This is a genomic window from Caulobacter rhizosphaerae, from assembly GCF_010977555.1.
GTDB lineage: Bacteria > Pseudomonadota > Alphaproteobacteria > Caulobacterales > Caulobacteraceae > Caulobacter > Caulobacter rhizosphaerae.
The window spans coordinates 4,898,098-4,916,766 of the sequence record NZ_CP048815.1 but is presented as its reverse complement, the minus strand read 5'-3'; the positions used below and the strand labels follow the sequence as shown (position 1 = coordinate 4,916,766).

Genomic DNA, 18,669 nt, shown 5'->3' with positions numbered 1-18,669 from the left:
ACCGCGTCAATGATCTTGACCTATCGACACGATGAGCGCGTCGGCCCTATTGTGTCAATATGGTTGACCTGGATGATCCTGCCCCAGCGGGCGATCTGCACGCCGCGATCGAGCAATTCTATTTCGCCTATCGCGGCTTTACGGACCGTCCCGACCGCATCCTGGAGCGACGGGGGCTGGGGCGGGTGCATCACCGCATCCTCTATTTCATCGGTCGCCGGCCGGAGGTGTCGGTGCGCGGCCTGCTGGACCTGCTGGCGGTCAGCAAGCAGGCCCTGAACGCCCCGCTGCGCCAGCTGATGGAGATGGACTTGGTCCGCGCCGAGGCCTCGACCCAGGACCGCCGCGTCAAGCGCCTGGCCCTGACGGCCGCGGGCCGCAAGCTGGAGGCCGAACTCACCGAAGCCCAGACCCGCCACCTGCGCGCCGCCTTCGACCGGGCGGGAGCGGAGGCCCAGCGGGGTTGGCGCGCGGTGATGGGGGAGCTGGTGAAGGGCTAGGTCGCGGCCTCGGCCTCGGAGCGCCGGCGGGGCGTGGTCCAGGCCCGCGCCAGGGTATGGTAGAGCGGCACGGGACACAGCATTTCCGAACACTTGCGGGCCACCAGGCACGCCAGCAGCAGCGGTCCGACCAGGCCCGGATCGCGGGTCATCTCCATCAGGATCACCGCGCTGGTCAGCGGGGCCTGGACGACGCCCGTCAGGTAGGCGGCCATGCCCAGGGTCACCGCCTCGCGCCCGCCGGCCCAGGGCGCGACGTGGGCGAACAGGGCGCCCAGGCCCGCGCCGGTGGCCAGGGACGGCGCGAAGATCCCGCCCGGCGCGCCGCTGACCGCCGCCGCCAGGGTCGAGATCCACTTGCCCGCCGCCAGCCGCCAGCCCGAGGCGAAGTGGCCCAGCAGCAGGTTCTTGGCCTCGGCGTAGCCGGCGCCGTACGCCACCCCCTTGGTCAGGGCCGCGGTGGTCGCCGCCGCCAGCCCGCACAGCGCCGCGAAGCCCAGCGGCCGCGCCTCGCGCAGGCGGCGCACGGGATTGTCGCCGGTCATCCAGGCCGACAGCAGGCGCGAGAACAGCCCGCCGGCCAGGCCGGCCCCGACGCCGATCAGCGGCGCGCTGAGCCAGGTGCTCCAGCCCGCCGACCCGGCCAGGTCGCCGAAATAGGCGTAGTTCCCACCCAGGGCGAAGGCCGCGACCCCGGCCGAGACGACCGCCAGGATCACCACGGAGGTGGCGCGCTTGTCGAAGCCCTTGGCCAGTTCCTCGACCGCGAAGACGATGCCGGCGATCGGAGTGTTGAAGGCGGCCGACACCCCCGCCGCCCCACCGGCGATCAGGATCGTGCGCCGGCGCGGGCCGCCGCGCAGACGGGAGGTCAGGAACGCCATGACCGCCGCGACCACCTGCACGGTCGGGCCCTCCCGGCCGATCGAGGCGCCGAACACCAGGAATAGGGCCGCCAGGGCGACCTTGAGCGCCGCGGTCTTCAGCGACACCCGGTCGTCGGGGATGGGCTTGCCGGCTTCGTCGCGGCGGCGGCCGATCTCGCTGGCGGCGATCACCTGCGGAATGCCGCTGCCGGCGGCGGCCGGGGCGAGCTTGCGGGTCAGCCAGACGACCAGCGGAAAGCCGACCAGCAGCAGCACCGGTCCCAGCCAGTGGCGGGGGCCCACCAGCCAGGCATGGGCCTCCATGGCCGCGTCGCACAGCTTGGCGAAGCCGACCGCCGCCACGCCCCCCGCCACGGCCGAGCCGATGACCACGGCGGTGCGCATAGAGCGCTTGGCGCGCAGCCGGGCCAGCTTGCGTTGGCGGTCCAGGACGACGAGGGGCGTTCGCATGCGGGTCTGCTACGCCGTCGGGGCGTCGAGGAAAAGCTCCTCTCCCCGTGGGGAGGGATTTCTGAGCCGCCCGCGTCAACGCGGCGCTGGCGCCGGCCTGCCGGACGCCCTATATTCCCCAACGGCGGGTCAGCTGTGGCCCTCGTCGAAGATTTCTATTCCCAGGGACCTTAATCTCTCTATCGGGACCTGTTCCCTCCCGTGGCCGTGGCTGCGGGAACACGGGGCCCACCTGTAACTAACAGGTTCGAGTGGATTGAAACGTCTTCACGGTTCTTCACGGCGCCGCCACCTTTCTTCACTTGTTCACTCTCTGTTTCATGCCATAATTCCGGCCATGGCGACTGCGCGCAAGACATCGACCACCCGCCCAGCGAAGGCTGACGTCAGCCGGCAGGATCGCGCTGTCGTGTATCGGGGGATCACGATCCAGCCCATGGTCGGAAAACGTTCCGCGATCGCCGAGGCCATCCGGGAAGGCTTCCGGACAATGAACGATACGACGCGTGACGCCGCGTCCAAGGGTTAGGTTTCCGGCGGCCCGATCCGTCTTCATAAACTGCCCGTTCGATAGCGACTTCCAGCCGATCTTCCGGGCGATGGTCTTCACGATCGTCTTGTCAGGCTATCATCCCCGTTGCGCGCTGGATTCCACCGACGGCGCCGAGGTCCGCATCGACAAGATCGCCCGGATGATCGGCGAGTGTGACTGGGGCATACACGACCTGTCGCGGGTGGAGGTCGAACGGGGCGCTCTGCCTCGGTTCAACATGCCGATGGAGCTTGGGCTTCACCTCGGCGCCCGATTGCTCGGCGAGCCGCGTCATCGCCGCAAGCGCGCGTTGATCCTGGACGCCGATCGCCATCGCTACGACGCCGCCCTTTCGGATATCAGCGGCCAGGACATCGAGTCGCACGACAATGATCCGGACGAGGCGATCCGCTGTGTTCGCGACTGGCTTTCTGACCACCGCGCCCGCGATGCGCCGCCCTTGCCCGGCGCCGGCGCGATGCGCGAGGACTACCAACTTTTCTACGCCGAACTCGCAACCCTGCTGTCTCCTCGCCGGCTCGATCCCGGGACGCTAACGCACAGCGATTTTGTGTACGCCATCCATGCCTGGGTCCAGTTTCGCGCTGATTGCGAACTGATTGGGTGAGCAACCATGTTGATCAGGCGTGGCGAACCCAGGGCTGCTGTCGCTTGAGGACGAGGTTTGCGGCTTCGACGAGTTTTCGCATGACGGCGACGATGGCGACCTTGGGCGGTTTGCCGGCGGCCAGGAGGCGATCGGCGAAGATCTTGAAGGCGGCATCGAAGCGCTTGGCGACGATGGCGGCCAGATAGAGCATGCGGCGAGGTCGGCTTCGACCGCCGCCGATGAAGCTCTGGCCCTTCCATTGGCCCGACTGGAGGTCGAAGGGAGCCACGCCCAGCAGGCTGGCGGGCTGGCCGCGCTTGAGGGCGCCCAGCTCGGGCATGCGGATCACCAGGCTGGCGGCCACCAGCGGCCCGACACCTGGCAGAGACCGCAGCAGCGTCCAGCGGGCCAGAAGGTCGGGCCAGGCCTTGAGCGCGGCCAGGATCTCGCGCGCCAGCCGGGCCTTCAGCCGCGCCAGGCTCTGGATCTGCTCGCCCAGGCTGGCGGCCAGATCGGGCAGGGTCACATGCTCCATGAAGGTCTTCAGCTGGGCGGCCTGGTCGCTGATCTGCTCGTAGGCCGTCAGGCGTTCGGCCAGATGGGCCAGGCGCGGGTCCTGGGCCGCCCGCACCGTGTCCACCTGCGCCGTCGCCGCCGCGATCAGCGCCGCATCCAGCCGGTCGGTCTTGGCCCGCCGCCGCTTGAGGCGCGCGAACAGCTTCACCTCCAGCGGCTGGTGCACCACCACCTCCAGCCCCGCCGCCTCAAGTCTGGCCCGCACGCCGCGCTCGTAGCCCGCCGTCGCCTCCAGCCCCACGCGTCTGACGCCGCGTTCCGCCAGCCAGGCGATCAGCCCTTCCCAGCCCGCTGCGTCGTTGGCCACCCGATGCTGCTCGGCCCTGCCGAGCACGGCCGCATCCAACTGGCGCTTGCCCACATCGATCCCGGCGATCGTTGTGCTAGACTTGTTCCTATCCATCGATCCCATCCTTGTGGCTCCGGACCCATACGTCCCTGCAACCATCCGGGTCATGGATATGCCAGCGGCGACCAGGCTCACCCGCAGCGCCAAAACGCTCAGGGGTTATCGGTCCCTCCGCCGGCGGTCCGCCTGGTGCTGAGAACACCAGGCGGACGTCCCGGAAGACACCAGCAGCTTACCGCTTCTCCAACAGACAAGGGCTTCATGACGATCGCCGATCCCGCCGCCGCCAAGACCGCCCTGCGATTGTTCGTCCGGAACCGCCGCAAGGACCTGGCCCGCGAGCATCCCGAGGCCGACCGTGCGGTCGTCGAGGTGGCCCGGGGGCCGCTGACGCAGCGCTTCCCCAATCCGCGCGGCCGGGTCGCGGCCGTCTATCACGGCCTGGGCTCGGAGCTTTCGGCCCTGCCCCTGGCCGACTGGCTGGCGAGCGCCGGCTGGACCCTGGCCCTGCCCAGCGTGGAGGGCGTCGGCCCCGAACAGCCCGGCGGCCATATGGTCTATCGGCGCTGGACTCCCGGCGAGGTCCTGGCGCGCGACGCCATCGGCCTGGTCGCCCCGCCCCCCGGGCAGCCGATCGTCGAGCCCGACCTGGTGGTCACGCCGCTGCTGGCCTTCGACCGCCAGGGACGGCGGCTGGGCCAGGGCGGCGGCTATTACGACCGGGCGCTGGCGGCCCTGCGCGCCCGCAAGAGCGTCTTCGTGTTGGGCCTGGCCTATGTGGGCCAGGAGACACACGGCCTGCCCGATGAACCGCACGACCAACGATTGGACGCCATCCTGACGGAAAGCGAGTATATCGCCGTCCAAGAGGACTGAGATTCATGCGCTTTGCTTTCTTCGGCGACGTCGTGGGCAAGTCGGGCCGCGACGGCCTGGCCGACCACCTTCCCGCCCTGCGTCGCCAACTCCAGCTGGAGTTCGTGATCATCAACGCCGAGAACGCCGCCGCCGGCTTCGGCATCACCGAGAACACCGCGCGCGAGCTGTTCGAGGCCGGGGCCGACTGCCTGACCCTGGGCAACCACAGCTGGGACCAGCGCGAGGCCCTGACCTACATCGTGCGCGAGCCGCGCCTGATCCGGCCGGCCAACTATCCGATCCTGTCGGACGCCCCGGGCAAGGGCAGCCACCTGTTCCAGACCGAGGGCGGCCGGACGATCATGGTGATCAACCTGCTGGGCCGGGTGCACATGGACGCCATGGACGACCCGTTCGCCGCCGCCGACCGCGAGCTGGACAAGGCCCCGCTGGGCCAGGTGGCCGACGCGGTGGTGGTCGACATGCACTGCGAGGCCACGTCCGAGAAGATGGCCATGGGCCACTATTGCGACGGTCGCGCCTCGCTGGTGGTGGGCACCCACACCCACGTCCCGACCGCCGACGCCCAGATCCTGCCGGGCGGCACCGCCTACCAGACCGACGCCGGGGCCTGCGCCGACTATGACAGCGTGATCGGCAACCAGAAGGAAGAGCCCCTGCGGCGCTTCACCACCAAGATCAGCGGCGGCCGCTATACGCCCGCCAGCGGCCCGGCCACGGTCTGCGGCGTGTTCGTCGAGACCGACGACCGCACCGGCCTGGCGGTTCGGGTCGAGCCGATCCGCGTGGGGGGAAGGCTGAAGGAGACGGTGCCGCAGGTCTGAGATCGGCTCAAAGAGGTCAGGGCCGCGGACACGACACCGGCTTTCGCGGCTTGATGTCCCTCGCGGTGATCGGCAGGCCTTGGGCGAGCTTCTGCATCGTCGGGTCGCCGGTGACACGACTTTCGCCCATCTGGGCGGCGTAGCGCTTGTCCCAGGCCGGTAGCGCCGCCGCCAGCGCCTGACGGTCTCCCGCCTCCATGGCCGGCGATGCGGCCAGGCGGAGCAGGGCCTTGTCGCTCATCCAGCCGCCGAATTCGCCCCAGGCCTCGAAGAGCATGCGACGCTGGACGGGACCCTGGCAGAAGACGGCGGCCAGCGGGGCGATGTCGTCGCCGCCGACGCCCTCCCATCGCAGCCGGATCCTCAGCGGCAACAGGAGGGGGGCTTCCGGCCCTTGGCCGGCCGACGCCGCGAGGTTCTCGCGCTTCGCCAGTTCCTGGTCCGCCCAGTCGCTGATGGCCTGGTCTCGGCCCGAGAGCGTCAGGGTCAGGGCGGGATCGGCGCGATAGTCTCCGGTCAGCAGAGATTTCAGCGACTCCTCGAACCGCAGATCTTCGTCGAATCTTCGTTGCGACAACTTCGTGAGTTCGAGGGCCAGGCGCGGCCAGCGAGCCGCCGAATAGGCGTCGTCGCGCCAGCGCGGCCGCCCCTCGCCGTCGAGCGGATCCTGCAAGGCTTCACTGACAGCCCAGGCCAAGGTGAAGAAGTCTTCCCGCGACGCCGTCGTCATCAGGGGCGCGACGCGCGTTTCGATGAGCTGGTAGGCTTCCCGCAGACGCCCGTTCTTGGCGAAGAACCGGATGGCCAGCGCCAGATCGGCCGGGGAAGCCTCGGGCCGGGCGAAGGGTTCGAACAGCGGCATGGCGCCAGGGTGATCGCCGGCCAGGAGAACGGCGATCAGGCGATCCTTGAAGGGATCGGGCCGAGGCGCGGGCGGTTCGACGCCCAGGAGGCTCATCATCGCGCCGGTCATGGCCTGGGCTTCCGACTGCTCCTCATCGAACGCCGCCCGCCGTGGCGGATAGCGCGGCGGCCGCCCGGCGGCGTGGCCGGCATAGGCTTCCATCAGGAACTCGGTCGGTTTCCACGGCGAGATGGAGCCCAGGTGGTCGGCGATGTCCTGGGCCAGCGCGGCCTCGTCACGCGTCCGGCTCGGCTGGGCCGCGATCGCCGCGCGCAAGGCGTCGAGTTCGGTCAACTGGGCCATGGGCGCCGCGGCGCTCTGGATTTTCAGATAGGTGCGGATCGTGCGGGTCCATAGGGCGCCCTCACCGGCATAGTCCTCGCTGACGCGGGAGAACGGGAAGCCCAGCTGGGCATATCCGTCGGCCGTCTTGGCCAGGAACAGGATGTAGGACGCCTTGGTGCTGAGCGTCGTCCGGTTGCATGAGCCGGCGTGGCCCTCGGGATGCGAGAAGGCCAGGACGCCGGGGTCGCTTGGAAAGGCGCGGCCCAGCCGGAACCAGGGAACTTCGATCTCGGGAGCCGCCTGGCCCTTGAGGACCTGCTCGACCCGAAACCGCACCCGGCTCTCGATTGCGCCGCCCCTTTCGCTGATCGGCCTGGCGACAACGATGGCGTCGGCGATCTGGACCAGTTCGAAATTGCTGGGGCGTATGTAGCCTGGGACGGGGGAGCACGCCTGCGCCGCCACGGGCGCCAGCATCAGCACAAGCGCCAGGACGACCGTTCGGATGGACTGCATCTGACCCACTGTTCCCCTTCCGTCGCGTGTCCGGCCCAAGGCGCCAGCCGGCGACCTCGGTGGCGCAAGCGTAGCAGTTATCTATTACATCTGTAAATCCGGAAGCGGGCGGCCTTGCGCGCGCGGGACAGGGGGTCCAAGTCTTGCGGACCTGGAGCAAGGAGCCCTCCCCATGACCGACGCCATCTACACCGCCCATGCCCACGCCGTCGGCGGCCGGCAGGGCACGGCCAAGTCCGACGACGGCCATCTGGACGTCAAGCTGGCCTATCCCAAGTCGATGGGCGGCGACGGGAATGGGACCAATCCCGAGCAACTGTTCGCGGCCGGCTACAGCGCCTGCTTCCTGGGCGCCCTGGGCCTGGTGGCCCGCAACCAGGGGGTCAAGCTGGGCGAGCACAGCCTGGACAGCGAGGTCGACCTGATCAAGGACGACACCAGCTTCCACGTCGGCGTGCGCCTGACCCTGAACGCGCCGGACCTGGACCGCGAGACGGCCGAGAAGCTGCTGCACGCGGCGCACGAGGTCTGCCCCTACTCGAAGGCCACGCGCGGCAATGTGGATGTCGTGCTGAAGGTGGCGTAGGAGATTTGAAACCTGAAGCCCCTAGCAGGAGTCTCCTGCTGGGGGCTTAGGCGACGCTACCTCGCACCGGCTTCATGCAGGACAGTATCAAATCTATCCACGATATCTTGAACCCACGGGACTATTCGGGTTGCATTCGCTCGCCAAGAATGAAGTTCAGAAATTATCCTATTCCAGTTGGTAAAGCTGTTTGTTTCCTCTATTTTCTTTTTAATGCCCTCGGTCATCTTGATTATTTGATTTGCGGCATCACGTTGTTCTGTCAAAAAGTTTGATATTTTGATGCAATCTTCTGCATCTTCGCCGCATAGCTGGGTGCAGCGTCGTGTGAGGCGTGGTGTAGCTGCCGCTATAATGTCCAAAACTCGCCCTGCTTCTCCCGCGACCTCCGCATTCAATCGCGCCGCTTCAGCACGCTGACTGCTTTGATGCATCGTGCGGTCACTGCCAATTCCGATCAGAGTTAGAAGCCAAGAGACAAAATCCATGTCGCCCTCCCCAGAGGTGTCTATGGGGCAAGCTACAATAGGTTGCGGCGGTGACGAAGAAGTCGCGACAAAGCTTTCATATTGGGGCTGCGGATCAAGGCTGTTAACGGAGGTCGCCTAGCGCAGCTTTTTTCTCGGCGACACGCGATGGACGATCAGTTCGTCGATCTCCAGCCGGCGGATCCGCGCCCGGCCGATCGACAGGCGACCGATGGCCAGGGCGCCGATGGCCAGGGCTCCCACCGCCAAGGCTCCCACCGCCAGGCCGGCCAGCGCGGCGGCGCCGGTCGACAGGGCGCCGGCCGCCGCGGCGCCCGTCGCCAGGGCCGAGGACCTGCCCGCCGCATGAATCGCGTCCTGGTCCTGCGCCTCCAGGGCCCCCAGGCGAGCCGGGTCGAACGGTTCGGACAGGAAATCGGACGGGGTCATCAAGCGCCTCCAGCGCGACAGTCTAAGCTTGGAGGATGACAATATGGGGCGCCAAGGGCTAGAAGCGCGCCCTACCTTTCATTCGCAGACCAGAGAAGAGCCCCCCGAATGGCCGGCCACTCGAAATTCAAGAACATCATGCACCGCAAGGGCCGCGCCGACGCCGCGCGGTCCAAGCTGTTCTCCAAGCTGTCGCGGGAGATCACCGTGGCGGCCAAGGCGGGCCTGCCCGACCCGAACATGAACCCGCGCCTGCGCCTGGCGGTGAACAACGCCAAGGCCGAGAGCCTGCCCAAGGACGTCATCGACCGCGCGATCAAGAAGTCGCAGATGGGCGACGCCGCCGACTACACCGAGATCCGCTACGAAGGCGTCGCCGCCGGCGGCGTCGGAATCATCGTCGAGGTGCTGACCGACAACAGGAACCGCGCCGCCGCCAATGTCCGCTCCTACTTCACCAAGATGGGCGGCAACATGGGGGCCACCGGCTCGGTGACCTTCAACTATGACCGCGTCGGCCAGATCAGCTATCCGGCCAAGGCCGCGTCGGAAGACGACATGATGGAGGCCGCCATCGAGGCCGGCGCCGACGACGTGGTGTCGGACATGGACGAGGAGGGCGAGGGCCACACGGTCTACACCGCCTTCGAGGACCTCAACGACGTGGCCGCCGCCCTGGAGGCCAAGTTCGGCGTGGCCAGCAACACCAAGATCGCCTGGCGCCCCAAGAGCCAGGTCCCGGTCACCGGCGACGCCGTGGCCACCCTGATGAAGCTGCTCGACGCGCTCAACGAGGACGACGACGTCCAGGACGTCTATTCCAACGAAGAGATCAGCGACGAGGACGCCGCCAAGCTGGGCTAGATCCACTTTCCTTCTCCCCTTGCGGGAGAAGGTGGGACGAAGGGCCGGATGAGGGGTCTCTCAAATGTTGAAGCCGCGCCCAGCCTGACCGCTGGGCGCGGCTTTTGCGTTCTTCGACCCCTTGTCTCGCAAGGCGAAAGGGATCGCGGCTCCCCTTCATCCGTTCCTCCCGCATGGACGCGCCCCTGCAACTGGCCCTGCCCATCCTCGGCGCCCTGGCGGCCGGCGGGGCGATCGGGTTCGAGCGGGAGTACCGGGCCCGGCCGGCCGGCCTGCGCACCCACATGCTGGTCGCCCTGGCCTCGGCCCTGCTGATGCTGGCGGCCGTGCACCAGATCACCTGGCTGGAGGGCGCGCCGAACGAAGTCGTGCGCATCGATCCCGTCCGCATGGCCCACGGCATCCTGACCGGCGTCGGCTTCCTGTGCGGCGGGGTGATCTTCCAGCAGGGCGCCTCGGTGCACGGCCTGACCACGGCCGCGTCGCTGTGGATCACCTCGGCGATCGGCACCCTGTTCGGGGTCGGCCTGTACGAGCTGGCGATCGGCGGCACGGCGCTGTCGCTGGTGGTGCTGAGCGCCGCCCGCTGGCTGGACCGCCACATGCCGCAGAAGAACTTCGCCGAGATCACCGTGCGCTCGCGCCGCGACGCCGTGATCGACGAGGCCGAACTGCGGCGCATGCTGGAGGCCTTCGACCTGAAAGGCGCGCGGGTCTGCCAGGAACTGGCCGAGGGCGGGACGGTGTTCGCCTTGTCGGGGCCGTTCTCCGGCCGGGGCGTGCTGCGCCTGGACGAGCTGTCGGCCGCCCTGCGCGCCGATCCCCGCGTGCTGGAGTTCGCCATCCTGCCGCGCAAGGACTGAGCGGGCCTGAAGCTGCAGGTTGTCCGCTAAATTTTTTCACGCGCGCTCGACGCGACCTGAGCCGAATCCGCAAGCTGGAGTGTTTGGTTCCCGGACCGCCAGGTGGGGTACGCCATGGAACGTCTTCGTTTTCGCACGCTCGAGGAGATCCTCTACGAGCTGATGACCGGGCTGCTGTTCTATCCGCTCACGCTGTGGCGGGTGCTGCTGGAGCCGGCGCAGATCAGCGACGCGGCTGGCGAGCGGGCCGCCGATCGGGTGAGTGCGCCGCTGTTCCTGCTGATCTCGATCCTGGCGGCCCACGGGCTGGACCTGGCCATGGGCAGCGCGCTGGGCGAGGCGGCGGGGACCTTTGGCCCAGCGCCGTTGCTGTTCCGGGCCCTGACCTTCAGCCTGTTGCCGCTGGTCCTGGCGGCCGGCGTGCTGCGGCGCGAGGGGCGACCGGTCAACCACGCCACCCTGCGGACGCCGTTCGACCTGCAGTGCTTCTACGCCGCGCCGCTGGCCATCTCGATCTCGGTCGCCGCCGTCCTCGCTCGCGCGGGGACGCCGCCGGTTCGGCTGGCGGGCCTCCTGCTGGGCCTCGGCGCGGCGGCCTGGCATCTTTGCGTCCAGACCCGGTGGATCCGCGCCCGTCTCGGCGTGGGGCGGTTCCGAGCCCTGCGGACGGCGCTGTGGCTGACCGGCGTGGCCCTGTTCTTCTGCCTGCTGTCGACGCCGCTGATCTTCGGCCTGGGCGGTTAGGGCCGGTAAAGCCTGCGTGTACGGGCGGCGGCGTCTTCTCGCGGGCGGCCGTCTCGCGCTATGCTGCGGCCATGCCGCTGCGCCTGCATATCGACACCGACTGCGGCGTGGACGACGCCCTGGCCCTGGCCATGCTGGCGCGTTCGCGCGACGCGGTGGAGATCGTCTCGGTCTCGGCGGTGTTCGGCAACACCTATGTCGACCAGGCGGCCGCCAATGCCCGCGGGGTGCTGCGCCTGGCCGGCTGCCCGGCCGAGGTCTATATCGGCGCCGGCTCCGGCGTCGCCAAGCGGCGGGTCGAGCGGATGCGCCCGGCCCACGGCGTCGACGGCCTGAACGGCGCGGGCTTCTCCCAGCGCTGGAAGCTGCCGGAGCTGGACCGCGGCCAGGGCGGCAGCCTGCTGGCCTTCCGCGCACGCGCCAAGGTGGCCGGTCTCTTCCTGGGGCCGCTGACCAACCTGGCCCAGGGGCTGCTGGAGGACGCCGGCGCCTTCAAGGGCTGGCGGCCGACGATCATGGCCGGGGCCTTCGCGGTCGAGGGCAAGGCGGCGGGCGGGGCCGACTTCAACAGCTGGAGCGACGCCGAGGCCCTGGCCCGGGTGCTGGAGCGCGGGGTCCTGCCGCGCGTCGTGCCGCTGGACGTCACCTCGCGAGTCACCCTGACCGCCCAGGCCATGGCCCAGGGCTCGACCGCCTGCGGCACGCCTCTGTCGGCCCGGCTGAACAAGGCGATGGGCCCCTACATGGCCTTCCACCATCGGGCCTGGGGCCTGGAGGACGGCTGCCACCCGCACGACGCGGTGGTCGCCGCCAGCCTGGTGGCGCCGGAACTGTTCGTCTTCGAGCCCGCGCGCCTGCGGGTGCTGACCGACGGCGAGCACCTGGGCCGGCTGGAGCGGGTCGACGGCGAGCCCAACGCCGAGATCTGCGTCTTCGTCGACGCGCCGGCCGTCGAGGCCCTGCTGCTGGCCCGCCTGTTCCGCGCCCCGGCGCTCAGCCCGGCCTAGGCCCTCAGGCCACCGGAAGGGGCGCCGGCGAGCGATGCTCGAACGTCAGCCGGTAGGCGCAGGTCAGCCACAACAGAATCGCCGAAGCCAGGCCGGTGACCAGCGCCCGATGCGGCGCGTCGACGGCCAGGCCCGCGAGGCCGGCCAGGGTGATCAGCGCGCCGGCGACGTAGTAGATCTTGACCTGGAACAGCTTGGCCAGCGGCAGGAAGTGCAGGCCCACGATGATGGCGACCGCCGGGACGATGAAGGCGATCAGGCCGGCCTTGACCATCAGGTGGCTGACGACGGCGATGGCCACGCCCTCGCCGCCCAGGGCCCATCCGATGATGCGACGGCTGCGGGCCGCCCGCGCGCTCGAGGCCGGCGGAACGTTCCTCAACCGCCAGCGGGCGAACAGGATCATGGCGACGGAGACGACCGGACCGACCGCCAGTTGGCCGACGGGGGCCTGCAGCCCCAGGCCCATCACCCACCACGCGGCGGCGAAGCCCGCCATGAACACGATCGCCGACATCTACGCGTCTCCTGAAAGCTTGACCGTGGGTCTGTGAGGCCTCTCCGGCGATTTGGCAATCGGCCGACGTCGACCGTCGCCGTCCTGCCGGCAAGCTTAAGGTTTCGTTAGGCAAGTCACGCCTTTTCCTTGGCCAGGAAACGGGCGATGGTGCGAGAACACATGATGAACGCGAATCGCATCCCGATCCGGATCCTGGGGCTCGACCCCGGCCTGCGCCGCACTGGCTGGGGCGTGCTCAGCGTCGAGGGCTCGCGCATGAGCCATGTCGCCCACGGGGTGATCGCCCCCGACGAGAAGGCCGACTTCGCCGCCCGCCTGCTGCACCTGTTCGAGGGGATCTGCGCGGTGATCGAGGAACACAGGCCCGACGAGGCGGCGGTCGAGGAGGTGTTCCTCAACACCAACGCCCAGTCGACCCTGAAGCTTGGCCACGCCCGCGCCGCCGCCCTGATCGCCCCCGCGCGCGCCGGCCTGCTGGTGGCCGAATATTCGACCCGCCTGGTCAAGAAGGCGGTGGTCGGCACCGGGGCGGCCGACAAGGCCCAGATCGGCTTCATGATCGCCTGCCTGCTGCCCACGGCCGGCAAGACCACCGCCGACTGCGCCGACGCCCTGGCCGTGGCCATCACCCACGCCAACCTGCGCGTCGCCAACCGGAGAGTGGCATGATCGGGCGCCTGAGAGGGGCCGTCGCCGAGGTCGGCGAGGAAGAGGCGCTGATCGACGTGATGGGCGTGGGCTATGTCGTCCGCTGCGGCTCGCGCACCCTGCAGCGCCTGCCGGCCCTGGGCGAGGAGGCCCTGCTGCATATCGAGAGCCAGTGGAGCGAGAGCGCCGGCCTGCGGCTCTATGGTTTCGGCACGCGCGAGGACCGCAAGGCCTTCGTGCTGCTGCAGGCCATCCAGGGCGTGGGCCCCAAGGCGGCCATGGCGGTGCTGGACGTGCTGTCGCCGGCCGAGCTGGCCTCGGCGGTGGCCCGCGAGGACAAGGCGGCGGTCGGGCGGGCCTCGGGCGTCGGGCCCAAGCTGGCCCTGAGGATCGTCACCGAGCTGAAGGACAAGCCGATCACCGACGGGCCGGTGTTCCTGGGCGCGCCGGCGACGACCCCGGCCGCGCCCGCCAAGCCGGCCCCGACCGGCGACGCGGTGGCGGCGCTGATGGGCCTGGGCGTTGCCGAGGTCAACGCGCGGCGGGTGGTGGAGGCGGCCGCCGCCAAGCTGGGTGACGAGGCGACGGTGCAGGCGCTGATCAAGGCCGGTTTGCAGGAGCTGGGGCGGTGAGCGCCGCGCCGGCCCCCTCCGGCCCTCCGGGCCACCTCCCCCAGAGGGGGAGGATCTTGTCCCGCCAGATGCTCCCCCTCTGGGGGAGCTGTCGCGGAGCGACTGAGGGGGTCTTCCGCCCATGACCCGCATCATCTCCGGCGAGCCTCAACACGGCGAGACGATCCCCACCGCCTCCGACCGCGCCATGCGCCCGCAGACCCTGGCCGAGTTCGTCGGCCAGGAGCAGGCGAAGGGCAATCTCCGCATCTTCATCGAGGCGGCCAAGGGGCGGGGCGAGGCCCTGGACCATGTGCTGCTGTTCGGCCCGCCGGGCCTGGGCAAGACCACCCTGGCGCAGATCGTCGCCCGCGAGCTGGGCGTCAACTTTCGCGCCACCTCGGGCCCGGTGCTGAACAAGGCCGGCGACCTGGCGGCGATCCTGACCAACCTGGAAGCCAACGACGTCCTGTTCATCGACGAGATCCATCGCCTGCCCTCGACCGTGGAGGAGATCCTCTATCCGGCCATGGAGGACCATGTGCTGGACCTGGTGATCGGCGAGGGGCCCTCGGCGCGCTCGATCCGCATTGACCTGGCCCCGTTCACCCTGGTGGCGGCCACCACCCGGGCCGGCATGCTGGCCACGCCGCTGCGCGACCGCTTCGGCATCCCGATCCGTCTGGAGTTCTACACCCCGGCCGAGCTGCGCCACGTGCTGCTGCACGCCGCCCGCAAGATGGGCGCGCCGCTGTCCGACGATGGGGCCGACGAAATCGCCAAGCGGGCCCGGGGCACGCCGCGCGTCGCCGGCCGCCTGCTGCGCCGGGTCCGCGACTTCGCCGCCGCCGACGGCGCGTCCGTGATCGACCGCAAGGCGGCGGGCATGGCCCTGGCGCGACTCGAGGTCGACGAATCCGGCCTGGACTCCCTGGACCGTCGCTACCTGCGCGCCATGATCGACAACTACGGCGGCGGCCCGGTGGGCGTGGAGACCATCGCCTACGCCATCGCCGAGGCCCGCGACGCCGTCGAGGACGTGATCGAGCCCTACCTGATGCAGCAGGGCTTCATCCAGCGCACTCCGCGCGGACGGATGGCCTGCGGCAAGGCCTATCTGCACCTGGGCCTGGCCGAACCAGTCTCGGCGCCGAAGATCGTGCAGGGCGGGCTGTTCGGGGAAGACTAGCTCAGTCCGGCCGCTGCGCGCCGTGGCGGATGCGCAGGATCACCACGGCCTCGTCCGAGAACCGGTAGCGGATCAGGTACGGATGGATCGTGGCCAGTTCGCGCAGGCCGCGCGAGGCGGCTCGGCCGCGTTCGGGATGCTCGACGAGGCTGTTGGCCGCCGTCTGCAAACGCTGGGCAAGGCGCGCGGCGGCCGGCGCGTTGAAGCCGGCGACATAGGTGAAGATGCTGTCGAGATTGGCGATAGCCTCGGCTGTCCAGACGACCCGACGCAATCCCTAGTCGCCGACCTTGGGCGGCGGGGTCGGCGCGCCGTTCGCCCAGGACGCCAGCCAGCGACTGACGGCCTCGTGACTGATCACGCGGCCCGCCGCGACATCGGCCTCGGCGCGCGCATCGGCGGCGGCTTCCGCGTCGTCGTCGATCTCATCGAACAGGGAAGGCTCGATTTTCATGAGCCGAACATAGCACTACAAGGGCGAGAGCCCAATACGCCGCGCCTGACCGGAGCCCAGGATGATCGAACCCACCGCCGGCGTCTTCGACGGCCGCGAGCACCAGTTGCCGGTGCGGATCTATTACGAGGACACCGACTTCTCCGGCATCGTCTACCACGCCAACTACCTGCGCTATTTCGAGCGGGGGCGGAGCGATTTCTTTCGCAGGATCGGCATCTCGCACACCGAACTGGCCAAGGCCGACACGGCCTTCGCGATCATCCGCATGGAACTGGACTTCAAGCGCTCGGCCCGGATCGACGACGCCCTGCTGGTGCGCACCACCTATGACCGGGTCAAGGGCCCGCGCCTGTACGTCAGCCAGAAGATCACCCGCGGCGACGACGTGATCGTCCAGGCGGCCGGCGAGGCGGTCTGCATCACCCTGGACGGCCGACCGCGCAAGCCGACGGCGGAGATGCTGGGCCAACTGGCGCCGTGGCTGGAGCCCTGATCCCGTCATCCCCGCAACAACAAGTCCGAGGGTGACGAGCGTCGGGGGCGCTGCGGGGGAGGCACGGTGAAGCTCAACGCTTCACCACCGCAAAAAACCCCCGCCTTCACCAATCGTCATAGTTTCACCATTGCCCCGCTTCATGTCAGTAAGGCGCAACGGAACCCCGGGAGGTGCGCTATTCACCTTCCACGACACCGACGCCCAACCTTGACGCCCCAACGGAGCAGGACCCCCGCATGGACGCCGCCGCAGGCCCTCAGAGCTTTTCCTTCATTTCGCTGTTCCTCCAGGCCGACTGGGTGGTCAAGGCGGTGATGATCGGGCTGATCCTGGCCTCGCTGGGCTCGTGGGCGGTGATCATCGACAAGCTGTTCCGCTTCGCGGCGATGAACGGCGCCGCCAACCGATTCGAGGACCAGGTCGGCTCGGGCCAGGGGCTGGAGGAGGTGGCCGCCCAGGCCGGGACCAATCCGCGCCAGCCGCTGCCGCGCATGCTGCAGGCGGCCTTGAAGGAATGGCGCGAGGCCAAGGCCAAGGGGCCGATCGGCGAGGCCCAGGCCGCCTTCCTGATCCAGCGCATCGACCGGATGATGGACACCCTGATCGCCCGCGAGACCGGCAAGGCCGAGGAGGGGCTGGGCAGCCTGGCCATCGTCGCCACCGCCAGCCCGTTCATCGGCCTGTTCGGCACGGTCTGGGGCATCATGCACGCCTTCCAGAACATCGCCCTGTCGAAGAACACCTCGCTGGCCGTGGTCGCCCCGTCGATCGCCGAGGCCCTGTTCGCCACGGCGATCGGCCTGATCGCCGCCATCCCGGCCTATATCGCCTACAACAAGTTCTCGACCGACGCGGGCAAGTACGCCGGCCGGCTGGAGAACTTCGCCGACGACCTGTCGACGGCCATCCAGCGCCGCCTGAGCGAGCGGGTCTAGTCGCATGGCCATGTCCGCCAACGACGCCTTCGCCACCGGCGGCCGTCGCGGCCGTCGCCGCCGCGGCCGCCGCGGCAAGGGCGCCCTGTCCGAGATCAACGTCACCCCGCTGGTCGACGTGATGCTGGTGCTGCTGATCATCTTCATGATCAGCGCCCCGCTGCTGACCGCCGGCGTGCCGCTGGAACTGCCCAAGACCGAGGCCGCCGCCCTGCAGAACCAGCAGGAGCCGATCACGGTGTCGATCAAGGCCGACGGCGCGGTGTTCATCGGCGAGGGCGAGGTTCCGTTCAACGAGCTGGCCCAGCGCATCTCGGCGATCGCCGGCGACGGCTACGACAAGCCGATCTTCGTGCGCGCGGACGGCAAGGCCAATTACGCGACCGTCGCCCAGGTGATGGCCGCGCTGTCCAACGCCGGCTTCACCAAGATCAACCTGCTGACCGACACCGGCGGCCCGTCCTCGGGCGCCGCGGCCAAGACCCCGGGCGCTTCCGACGCGGGCGCCCTGCGTCCGGCGCAGTGAGGGTTGGCGCCCATGATCCTTACTTCCGCTCATCCCGGCGAACGCCGGGACCCAGATCCTAAAGCGGTGTGGATGACTGGAGGCGCCCGGCGCTGTTTGGCGTCAGCCTCAAAGCCATTCCATCTGGGTCCTGGCGTTCGCCGGGATGAGCGGATCATGGGGTGGTTCGCATGAGCCATCGCGAAGACCGCACCAACTTCTCCCCCGCCCTGGTCGGGTCGATCGGCCTCCACGTCCTGGTGGTGGTCGCGATCCTGATCGGGCCGTGGAAGCCGTCCAAGCCGGTGATCATCGGCGAGAGCGTGCCGGTGACCATCGTCACCGAGGGGCCCACCAACGTGCGGCCGGCGATCGAGGACGTCCAGGACCAGGCGGCCCAGACCGAGGAGCCGACGCCGGAGGCCACGCCGCAGCCGCCGGCCCCGGTCCCGGCCCCCGTGCCGACCCCCGCCCCGGCCCCGCCGAAGACCGCGCCCGCCCCGACCCCGACGCCCAAGCCGCCCACCCCGAAGCCGCCGCCGCCCAAGCCGGCCAAGCCCGAGCCGGACTTCTTCGCCTCGCTGGAAAAGACCCTGGCCAAGACGCCCAAGGCCACCGGCAAGCCGGTGGCCAACGCCGCCAAGGGTCCCACCCGGCCGGAGACCGCCACCCAGGCCCGTCCCGGCGCGGGGGCCATGACCGGCCTGCAGGCCGCGGCGATCAACGGCATGAAGGACGAGATCCAGCGCCGCTGGAACCCCAATTGCGAGGTCGAGGGCGGCGCCGCCGTGCAGGTCAAGGTCAGCTTCAAGCTGGCCACCGGCGGCCGCATCGTCGGCCAGGTGACGGCCGCCGAGGCCGAACGCTCGCCCGACCCGGTAGTCAAGGCCGCCGCTGACCGGGCGATCCGCGCGGTCTACCAGTCGGCGCCGTTCGAGGGCCTGCCGCCCGACTATTACGGCCAGCAACTCAATTTGAACTTCAAGGCGCGCGACGCTTGCGCGGCGCGATAGGG

At 69.5% G+C, this 18,669-nt stretch carries 25 protein-coding genes; 16 read left to right on the top strand and 9 right to left on the bottom strand.

Annotated elements, in window-relative coordinates:
• Nucleotides 1-59: 59 nt before the first annotated feature.
• Nucleotides 60-500: a MarR family winged helix-turn-helix transcriptional regulator gene (locus G3M57_RS22410; RefSeq protein ID WP_163233128.1), complete on the top strand. Its 441-nt coding sequence runs from the start codon at nt 60-62 to the stop codon at nt 498-500.
• On the opposite strand, the gene G3M57_RS22405 is transcribed toward G3M57_RS22410, so the two are convergent.
• Together G3M57_RS22405 and G3M57_RS22400 are read right to left on the bottom strand one after the other, a co-directional pair.
• Nucleotides 497-1,837: a chloride channel protein gene (locus G3M57_RS22405; protein ID WP_163233127.1), complete on the bottom strand. Its 1,341-nt coding sequence runs from the start codon at nt 1,835-1,837 to the stop codon at nt 497-499. The genes G3M57_RS22410 and G3M57_RS22405 overlap by 4 nt on opposite strands.
• 298 nt (nt 1,838-2,135) lie before the next feature.
• On the bottom strand, nt 2,136-2,447 hold the full coding sequence (locus G3M57_RS22400) for a hypothetical protein (protein WP_156402425.1): 312 nt from the start codon (nt 2,445-2,447) through the stop codon (nt 2,136-2,138).
• Here G3M57_RS22400 and G3M57_RS22395 point away from each other — a divergent pair.
• The gene (locus G3M57_RS22395; protein ID WP_163233125.1) at nt 2,437-2,997 is read left to right on the top strand and encodes a hypothetical protein; all 561 of its coding nucleotides are present in this window, start codon (nt 2,437-2,439) and stop codon (nt 2,995-2,997) included. The genes G3M57_RS22400 and G3M57_RS22395 overlap by 11 nt on opposite strands.
• A gap of 13 nt (nt 2,998-3,010) precedes the next feature.
• Here G3M57_RS22395 and G3M57_RS22390 read toward each other — a convergent pair whose 3' ends face one another.
• Entirely contained in the window at nt 3,011-3,958 is a 948-nt protein-coding gene (locus G3M57_RS22390; RefSeq protein ID WP_163233123.1) for an IS110 family RNA-guided transposase, read from the bottom strand.
• A 207-nt stretch (nt 3,959-4,165) separates the two neighbouring features.
• Here G3M57_RS22390 and G3M57_RS22385 point away from each other — a divergent pair, with 207 nt between their 5' ends.
• Together G3M57_RS22385 and G3M57_RS22380 are read left to right on the top strand one after the other, a co-directional pair.
• Nucleotides 4,166-4,780: a 5-formyltetrahydrofolate cyclo-ligase gene (locus tag G3M57_RS22385; RefSeq protein ID WP_163233120.1), complete on the top strand. Its 615-nt coding sequence runs from the start codon at nt 4,166-4,168 to the stop codon at nt 4,778-4,780.
• 5 nt (nt 4,781-4,785) lie between these two features.
• Complete coding sequence (locus G3M57_RS22380) at nt 4,786-5,607, top strand: TIGR00282 family metallophosphoesterase (RefSeq protein WP_163233118.1); 822 nt, start codon at nt 4,786-4,788, stop codon at nt 5,605-5,607.
• Nucleotides 5,608-5,623: 16 nt separating this feature from the next.
• Here the strand turns inward: G3M57_RS22380 and G3M57_RS22375 are convergent, their stop codons facing one another.
• Nucleotides 5,624-7,312 (bottom strand): hypothetical protein, encoded by a 1,689-nt coding sequence (locus tag G3M57_RS22375; RefSeq protein ID WP_163233116.1) that lies wholly within the window; start codon nt 7,310-7,312, stop codon nt 5,624-5,626.
• Between the two features lie 172 nt (nt 7,313-7,484).
• On the opposite strand from G3M57_RS22375, the gene G3M57_RS22370 reads away from it, so the two are divergent.
• Nucleotides 7,485-7,898 (top strand): organic hydroperoxide resistance protein, encoded by a 414-nt coding sequence (locus tag G3M57_RS22370; protein ID WP_056762500.1) that lies wholly within the window; start codon nt 7,485-7,487, stop codon nt 7,896-7,898.
• Nucleotides 7,899-7,954: 56 nt separating this feature from the next.
• Here G3M57_RS22370 and G3M57_RS22365 read toward each other — a convergent pair whose 3' ends face one another.
• The gene (locus G3M57_RS22365) at nt 7,955-8,386 is read right to left on the bottom strand and encodes a hypothetical protein (protein ID WP_163233114.1); all 432 of its coding nucleotides are present in this window, start codon (nt 8,384-8,386) and stop codon (nt 7,955-7,957) included.
• 117 nt (nt 8,387-8,503) lie between these two features.
• Nucleotides 8,504-8,815: a hypothetical protein gene (locus G3M57_RS22360; RefSeq protein ID WP_188916277.1), complete on the bottom strand. Its 312-nt coding sequence runs from the start codon at nt 8,813-8,815 to the stop codon at nt 8,504-8,506.
• Between the two features lie 108 nt (nt 8,816-8,923).
• On the opposite strand from G3M57_RS22360, the gene G3M57_RS22355 reads away from it, so the two are divergent.
• From G3M57_RS22355 to G3M57_RS22340, 4 genes are all read left to right on the top strand, one after another.
• Complete coding sequence (locus G3M57_RS22355) at nt 8,924-9,679, top strand: YebC/PmpR family DNA-binding transcriptional regulator (RefSeq protein WP_056762502.1); 756 nt, start codon at nt 8,924-8,926, stop codon at nt 9,677-9,679.
• Nucleotides 9,680-9,852: 173 nt separating this feature from the next.
• Nucleotides 9,853-10,542 (top strand): MgtC/SapB family protein, encoded by a 690-nt coding sequence (locus tag G3M57_RS22350; protein WP_056762504.1) that lies wholly within the window; start codon nt 9,853-9,855, stop codon nt 10,540-10,542.
• Between the two features lie 114 nt (nt 10,543-10,656).
• The gene (locus G3M57_RS22345) at nt 10,657-11,286 is read left to right on the top strand and encodes a hypothetical protein (RefSeq protein ID WP_163233112.1); all 630 of its coding nucleotides are present in this window, start codon (nt 10,657-10,659) and stop codon (nt 11,284-11,286) included.
• Nucleotides 11,287-11,357: 71 nt separating this feature from the next.
• The gene (locus G3M57_RS22340) at nt 11,358-12,293 is read left to right on the top strand and encodes a nucleoside hydrolase (RefSeq protein ID WP_163233110.1); all 936 of its coding nucleotides are present in this window, start codon (nt 11,358-11,360) and stop codon (nt 12,291-12,293) included.
• Nucleotides 12,294-12,297: 4 nt separating this feature from the next.
• Here G3M57_RS22340 and G3M57_RS22335 read toward each other — a convergent pair whose 3' ends face one another.
• Complete coding sequence (locus G3M57_RS22335; protein WP_163233108.1) at nt 12,298-12,810, bottom strand: DUF7010 family protein; 513 nt, start codon at nt 12,808-12,810, stop codon at nt 12,298-12,300.
• A 150-nt stretch (nt 12,811-12,960) separates the two neighbouring features.
• Between G3M57_RS22335 and ruvC the strand changes: the two genes are divergently transcribed.
• The 3 genes from ruvC to ruvB all read left to right on the top strand — a co-directional run bounded on the left by ruvC (nt 12,961) and on the right by ruvB (nt 15,261).
• Complete coding sequence (gene ruvC, locus G3M57_RS22330; protein ID WP_188916278.1) at nt 12,961-13,482, top strand: crossover junction endodeoxyribonuclease RuvC; 522 nt, start codon at nt 12,961-12,963, stop codon at nt 13,480-13,482.
• Nucleotides 13,479-14,093, top strand: coding sequence for a Holliday junction branch migration protein RuvA (ruvA, locus tag G3M57_RS22325; protein ID WP_056762511.1), 615 nt, complete (start codon nt 13,479-13,481; stop codon nt 14,091-14,093). Before ruvC ends, ruvA begins: the two co-directional genes overlap by 4 nt.
• A 121-nt stretch (nt 14,094-14,214) precedes the next feature.
• A complete protein-coding gene (gene ruvB / locus G3M57_RS22320; RefSeq protein WP_056762512.1) occupies nt 14,215-15,261 on the top strand; it encodes a Holliday junction branch migration DNA helicase RuvB in 1,047 nt (348 codons plus the stop codon).
• Nucleotide 15,262: 1 nt separating this feature from the next.
• On the opposite strand, the gene G3M57_RS22315 is transcribed toward ruvB, so the two are convergent.
• Together G3M57_RS22315 and G3M57_RS22310 are read right to left on the bottom strand one after the other, a co-directional pair.
• Nucleotides 15,263-15,535, bottom strand: coding sequence for a type II toxin-antitoxin system RelE/ParE family toxin (locus tag G3M57_RS22315; protein ID WP_056762514.1), 273 nt, complete (start codon nt 15,533-15,535; stop codon nt 15,263-15,265).
• A gap of 3 nt (nt 15,536-15,538) precedes the next feature.
• On the bottom strand, nt 15,539-15,715 hold the full coding sequence (locus tag G3M57_RS22310; RefSeq protein ID WP_056762515.1) for a hypothetical protein: 177 nt from the start codon (nt 15,713-15,715) through the stop codon (nt 15,539-15,541).
• Between the two features lie 61 nt (nt 15,716-15,776).
• Between G3M57_RS22310 and G3M57_RS22305 the strand changes: the two genes are divergently transcribed.
• The 4 genes from G3M57_RS22305 to G3M57_RS22290 all read left to right on the top strand — a co-directional run bounded on the left by G3M57_RS22305 (nt 15,777) and on the right by G3M57_RS22290 (nt 18,667).
• Complete coding sequence (locus tag G3M57_RS22305; protein WP_163233104.1) at nt 15,777-16,211, top strand: YbgC/FadM family acyl-CoA thioesterase; 435 nt, start codon at nt 15,777-15,779, stop codon at nt 16,209-16,211.
• 239 nt (nt 16,212-16,450) lie between these two features.
• The gene (tolQ, locus tag G3M57_RS22300) at nt 16,451-17,149 is read left to right on the top strand and encodes a protein TolQ (RefSeq protein ID WP_056762518.1); all 699 of its coding nucleotides are present in this window, start codon (nt 16,451-16,453) and stop codon (nt 17,147-17,149) included.
• A gap of 4 nt (nt 17,150-17,153) precedes the next feature.
• Nucleotides 17,154-17,675 carry a protein TolR gene (gene tolR, locus G3M57_RS22295; RefSeq protein ID WP_163233102.1) on the top strand — a complete coding sequence of 174 codons (522 nt, stop codon included), beginning with the start codon at nt 17,154-17,156 and terminating at the stop codon, nt 17,673-17,675.
• A gap of 170 nt (nt 17,676-17,845) precedes the next feature.
• Nucleotides 17,846-18,667: an energy transducer TonB gene (locus G3M57_RS22290; RefSeq protein WP_163233100.1), complete on the top strand. Its 822-nt coding sequence runs from the start codon at nt 17,846-17,848 to the stop codon at nt 18,665-18,667.
• The last annotated feature ends 2 nt before the right edge of the window (nt 18,668-18,669 follow it).

Coding starts and splice junctions, on each gene's coding strand:
- G3M57_RS22290 (WP_163233100.1), top strand. CDS start 17,846: ATGAGCCATCGCGAAGACCGCACCAACTTCTCCCCCGCCCTGGTCGGG.
- G3M57_RS22410 (WP_163233128.1), top strand. CDS start 60: ATGGTTGACCTGGATGATCCTGCCCCAGCGGGCGATCTGCACGCCGCG.
- G3M57_RS22345 (WP_163233112.1), top strand. CDS start 10,657: ATGGAACGTCTTCGTTTTCGCACGCTCGAGGAGATCCTCTACGAGCTG.
- G3M57_RS22370 (WP_056762500.1), top strand. CDS start 7,485: ATGACCGACGCCATCTACACCGCCCATGCCCACGCCGTCGGCGGCCGG.
- tolR (WP_163233102.1), top strand. CDS start 17,154: ATGGCCATGTCCGCCAACGACGCCTTCGCCACCGGCGGCCGTCGCGGC.
- G3M57_RS22375 (WP_163233116.1), bottom strand. CDS start 7,312: ATGCAGTCCATCCGAACGGTCGTCCTGGCGCTTGTGCTGATGCTGGCG.
- G3M57_RS22350 (WP_056762504.1), top strand. CDS start 9,853: ATGGACGCGCCCCTGCAACTGGCCCTGCCCATCCTCGGCGCCCTGGCG.
- G3M57_RS22335 (WP_163233108.1), bottom strand. CDS start 12,810: ATGTCGGCGATCGTGTTCATGGCGGGCTTCGCCGCCGCGTGGTGGGTG.
- G3M57_RS22390 (WP_163233123.1), bottom strand. CDS start 3,958: ATGGATAGGAACAAGTCTAGCACAACGATCGCCGGGATCGATGTGGGC.
- G3M57_RS22365 (WP_163233114.1), bottom strand. CDS start 8,386: ATGGATTTTGTCTCTTGGCTTCTAACTCTGATCGGAATTGGCAGTGAC.
- G3M57_RS22305 (WP_163233104.1), top strand. CDS start 15,777: ATGATCGAACCCACCGCCGGCGTCTTCGACGGCCGCGAGCACCAGTTG.
- G3M57_RS22385 (WP_163233120.1), top strand. CDS start 4,166: ATGACGATCGCCGATCCCGCCGCCGCCAAGACCGCCCTGCGATTGTTC.
- G3M57_RS22340 (WP_163233110.1), top strand. CDS start 11,358: ATGCCGCTGCGCCTGCATATCGACACCGACTGCGGCGTGGACGACGCC.
- G3M57_RS22310 (WP_056762515.1), bottom strand. CDS start 15,715: ATGAAAATCGAGCCTTCCCTGTTCGATGAGATCGACGACGACGCGGAA.
- ruvB (WP_056762512.1), top strand. CDS start 14,215: ATGACCCGCATCATCTCCGGCGAGCCTCAACACGGCGAGACGATCCCC.
- G3M57_RS22360 (WP_188916277.1), bottom strand. CDS start 8,815: ATGACCCCGTCCGATTTCCTGTCCGAACCGTTCGACCCGGCTCGCCTG.
- G3M57_RS22405 (WP_163233127.1), bottom strand. CDS start 1,837: ATGCGAACGCCCCTCGTCGTCCTGGACCGCCAACGCAAGCTGGCCCGG.
- G3M57_RS22380 (WP_163233118.1), top strand. CDS start 4,786: ATGCGCTTTGCTTTCTTCGGCGACGTCGTGGGCAAGTCGGGCCGCGAC.
- tolQ (WP_056762518.1), top strand. CDS start 16,451: ATGGACGCCGCCGCAGGCCCTCAGAGCTTTTCCTTCATTTCGCTGTTC.
- ruvA (WP_056762511.1), top strand. CDS start 13,479: ATGATCGGGCGCCTGAGAGGGGCCGTCGCCGAGGTCGGCGAGGAAGAG.
- G3M57_RS22395 (WP_163233125.1), top strand. CDS start 2,437: ATGGTCTTCACGATCGTCTTGTCAGGCTATCATCCCCGTTGCGCGCTG.
- G3M57_RS22355 (WP_056762502.1), top strand. CDS start 8,924: ATGGCCGGCCACTCGAAATTCAAGAACATCATGCACCGCAAGGGCCGC.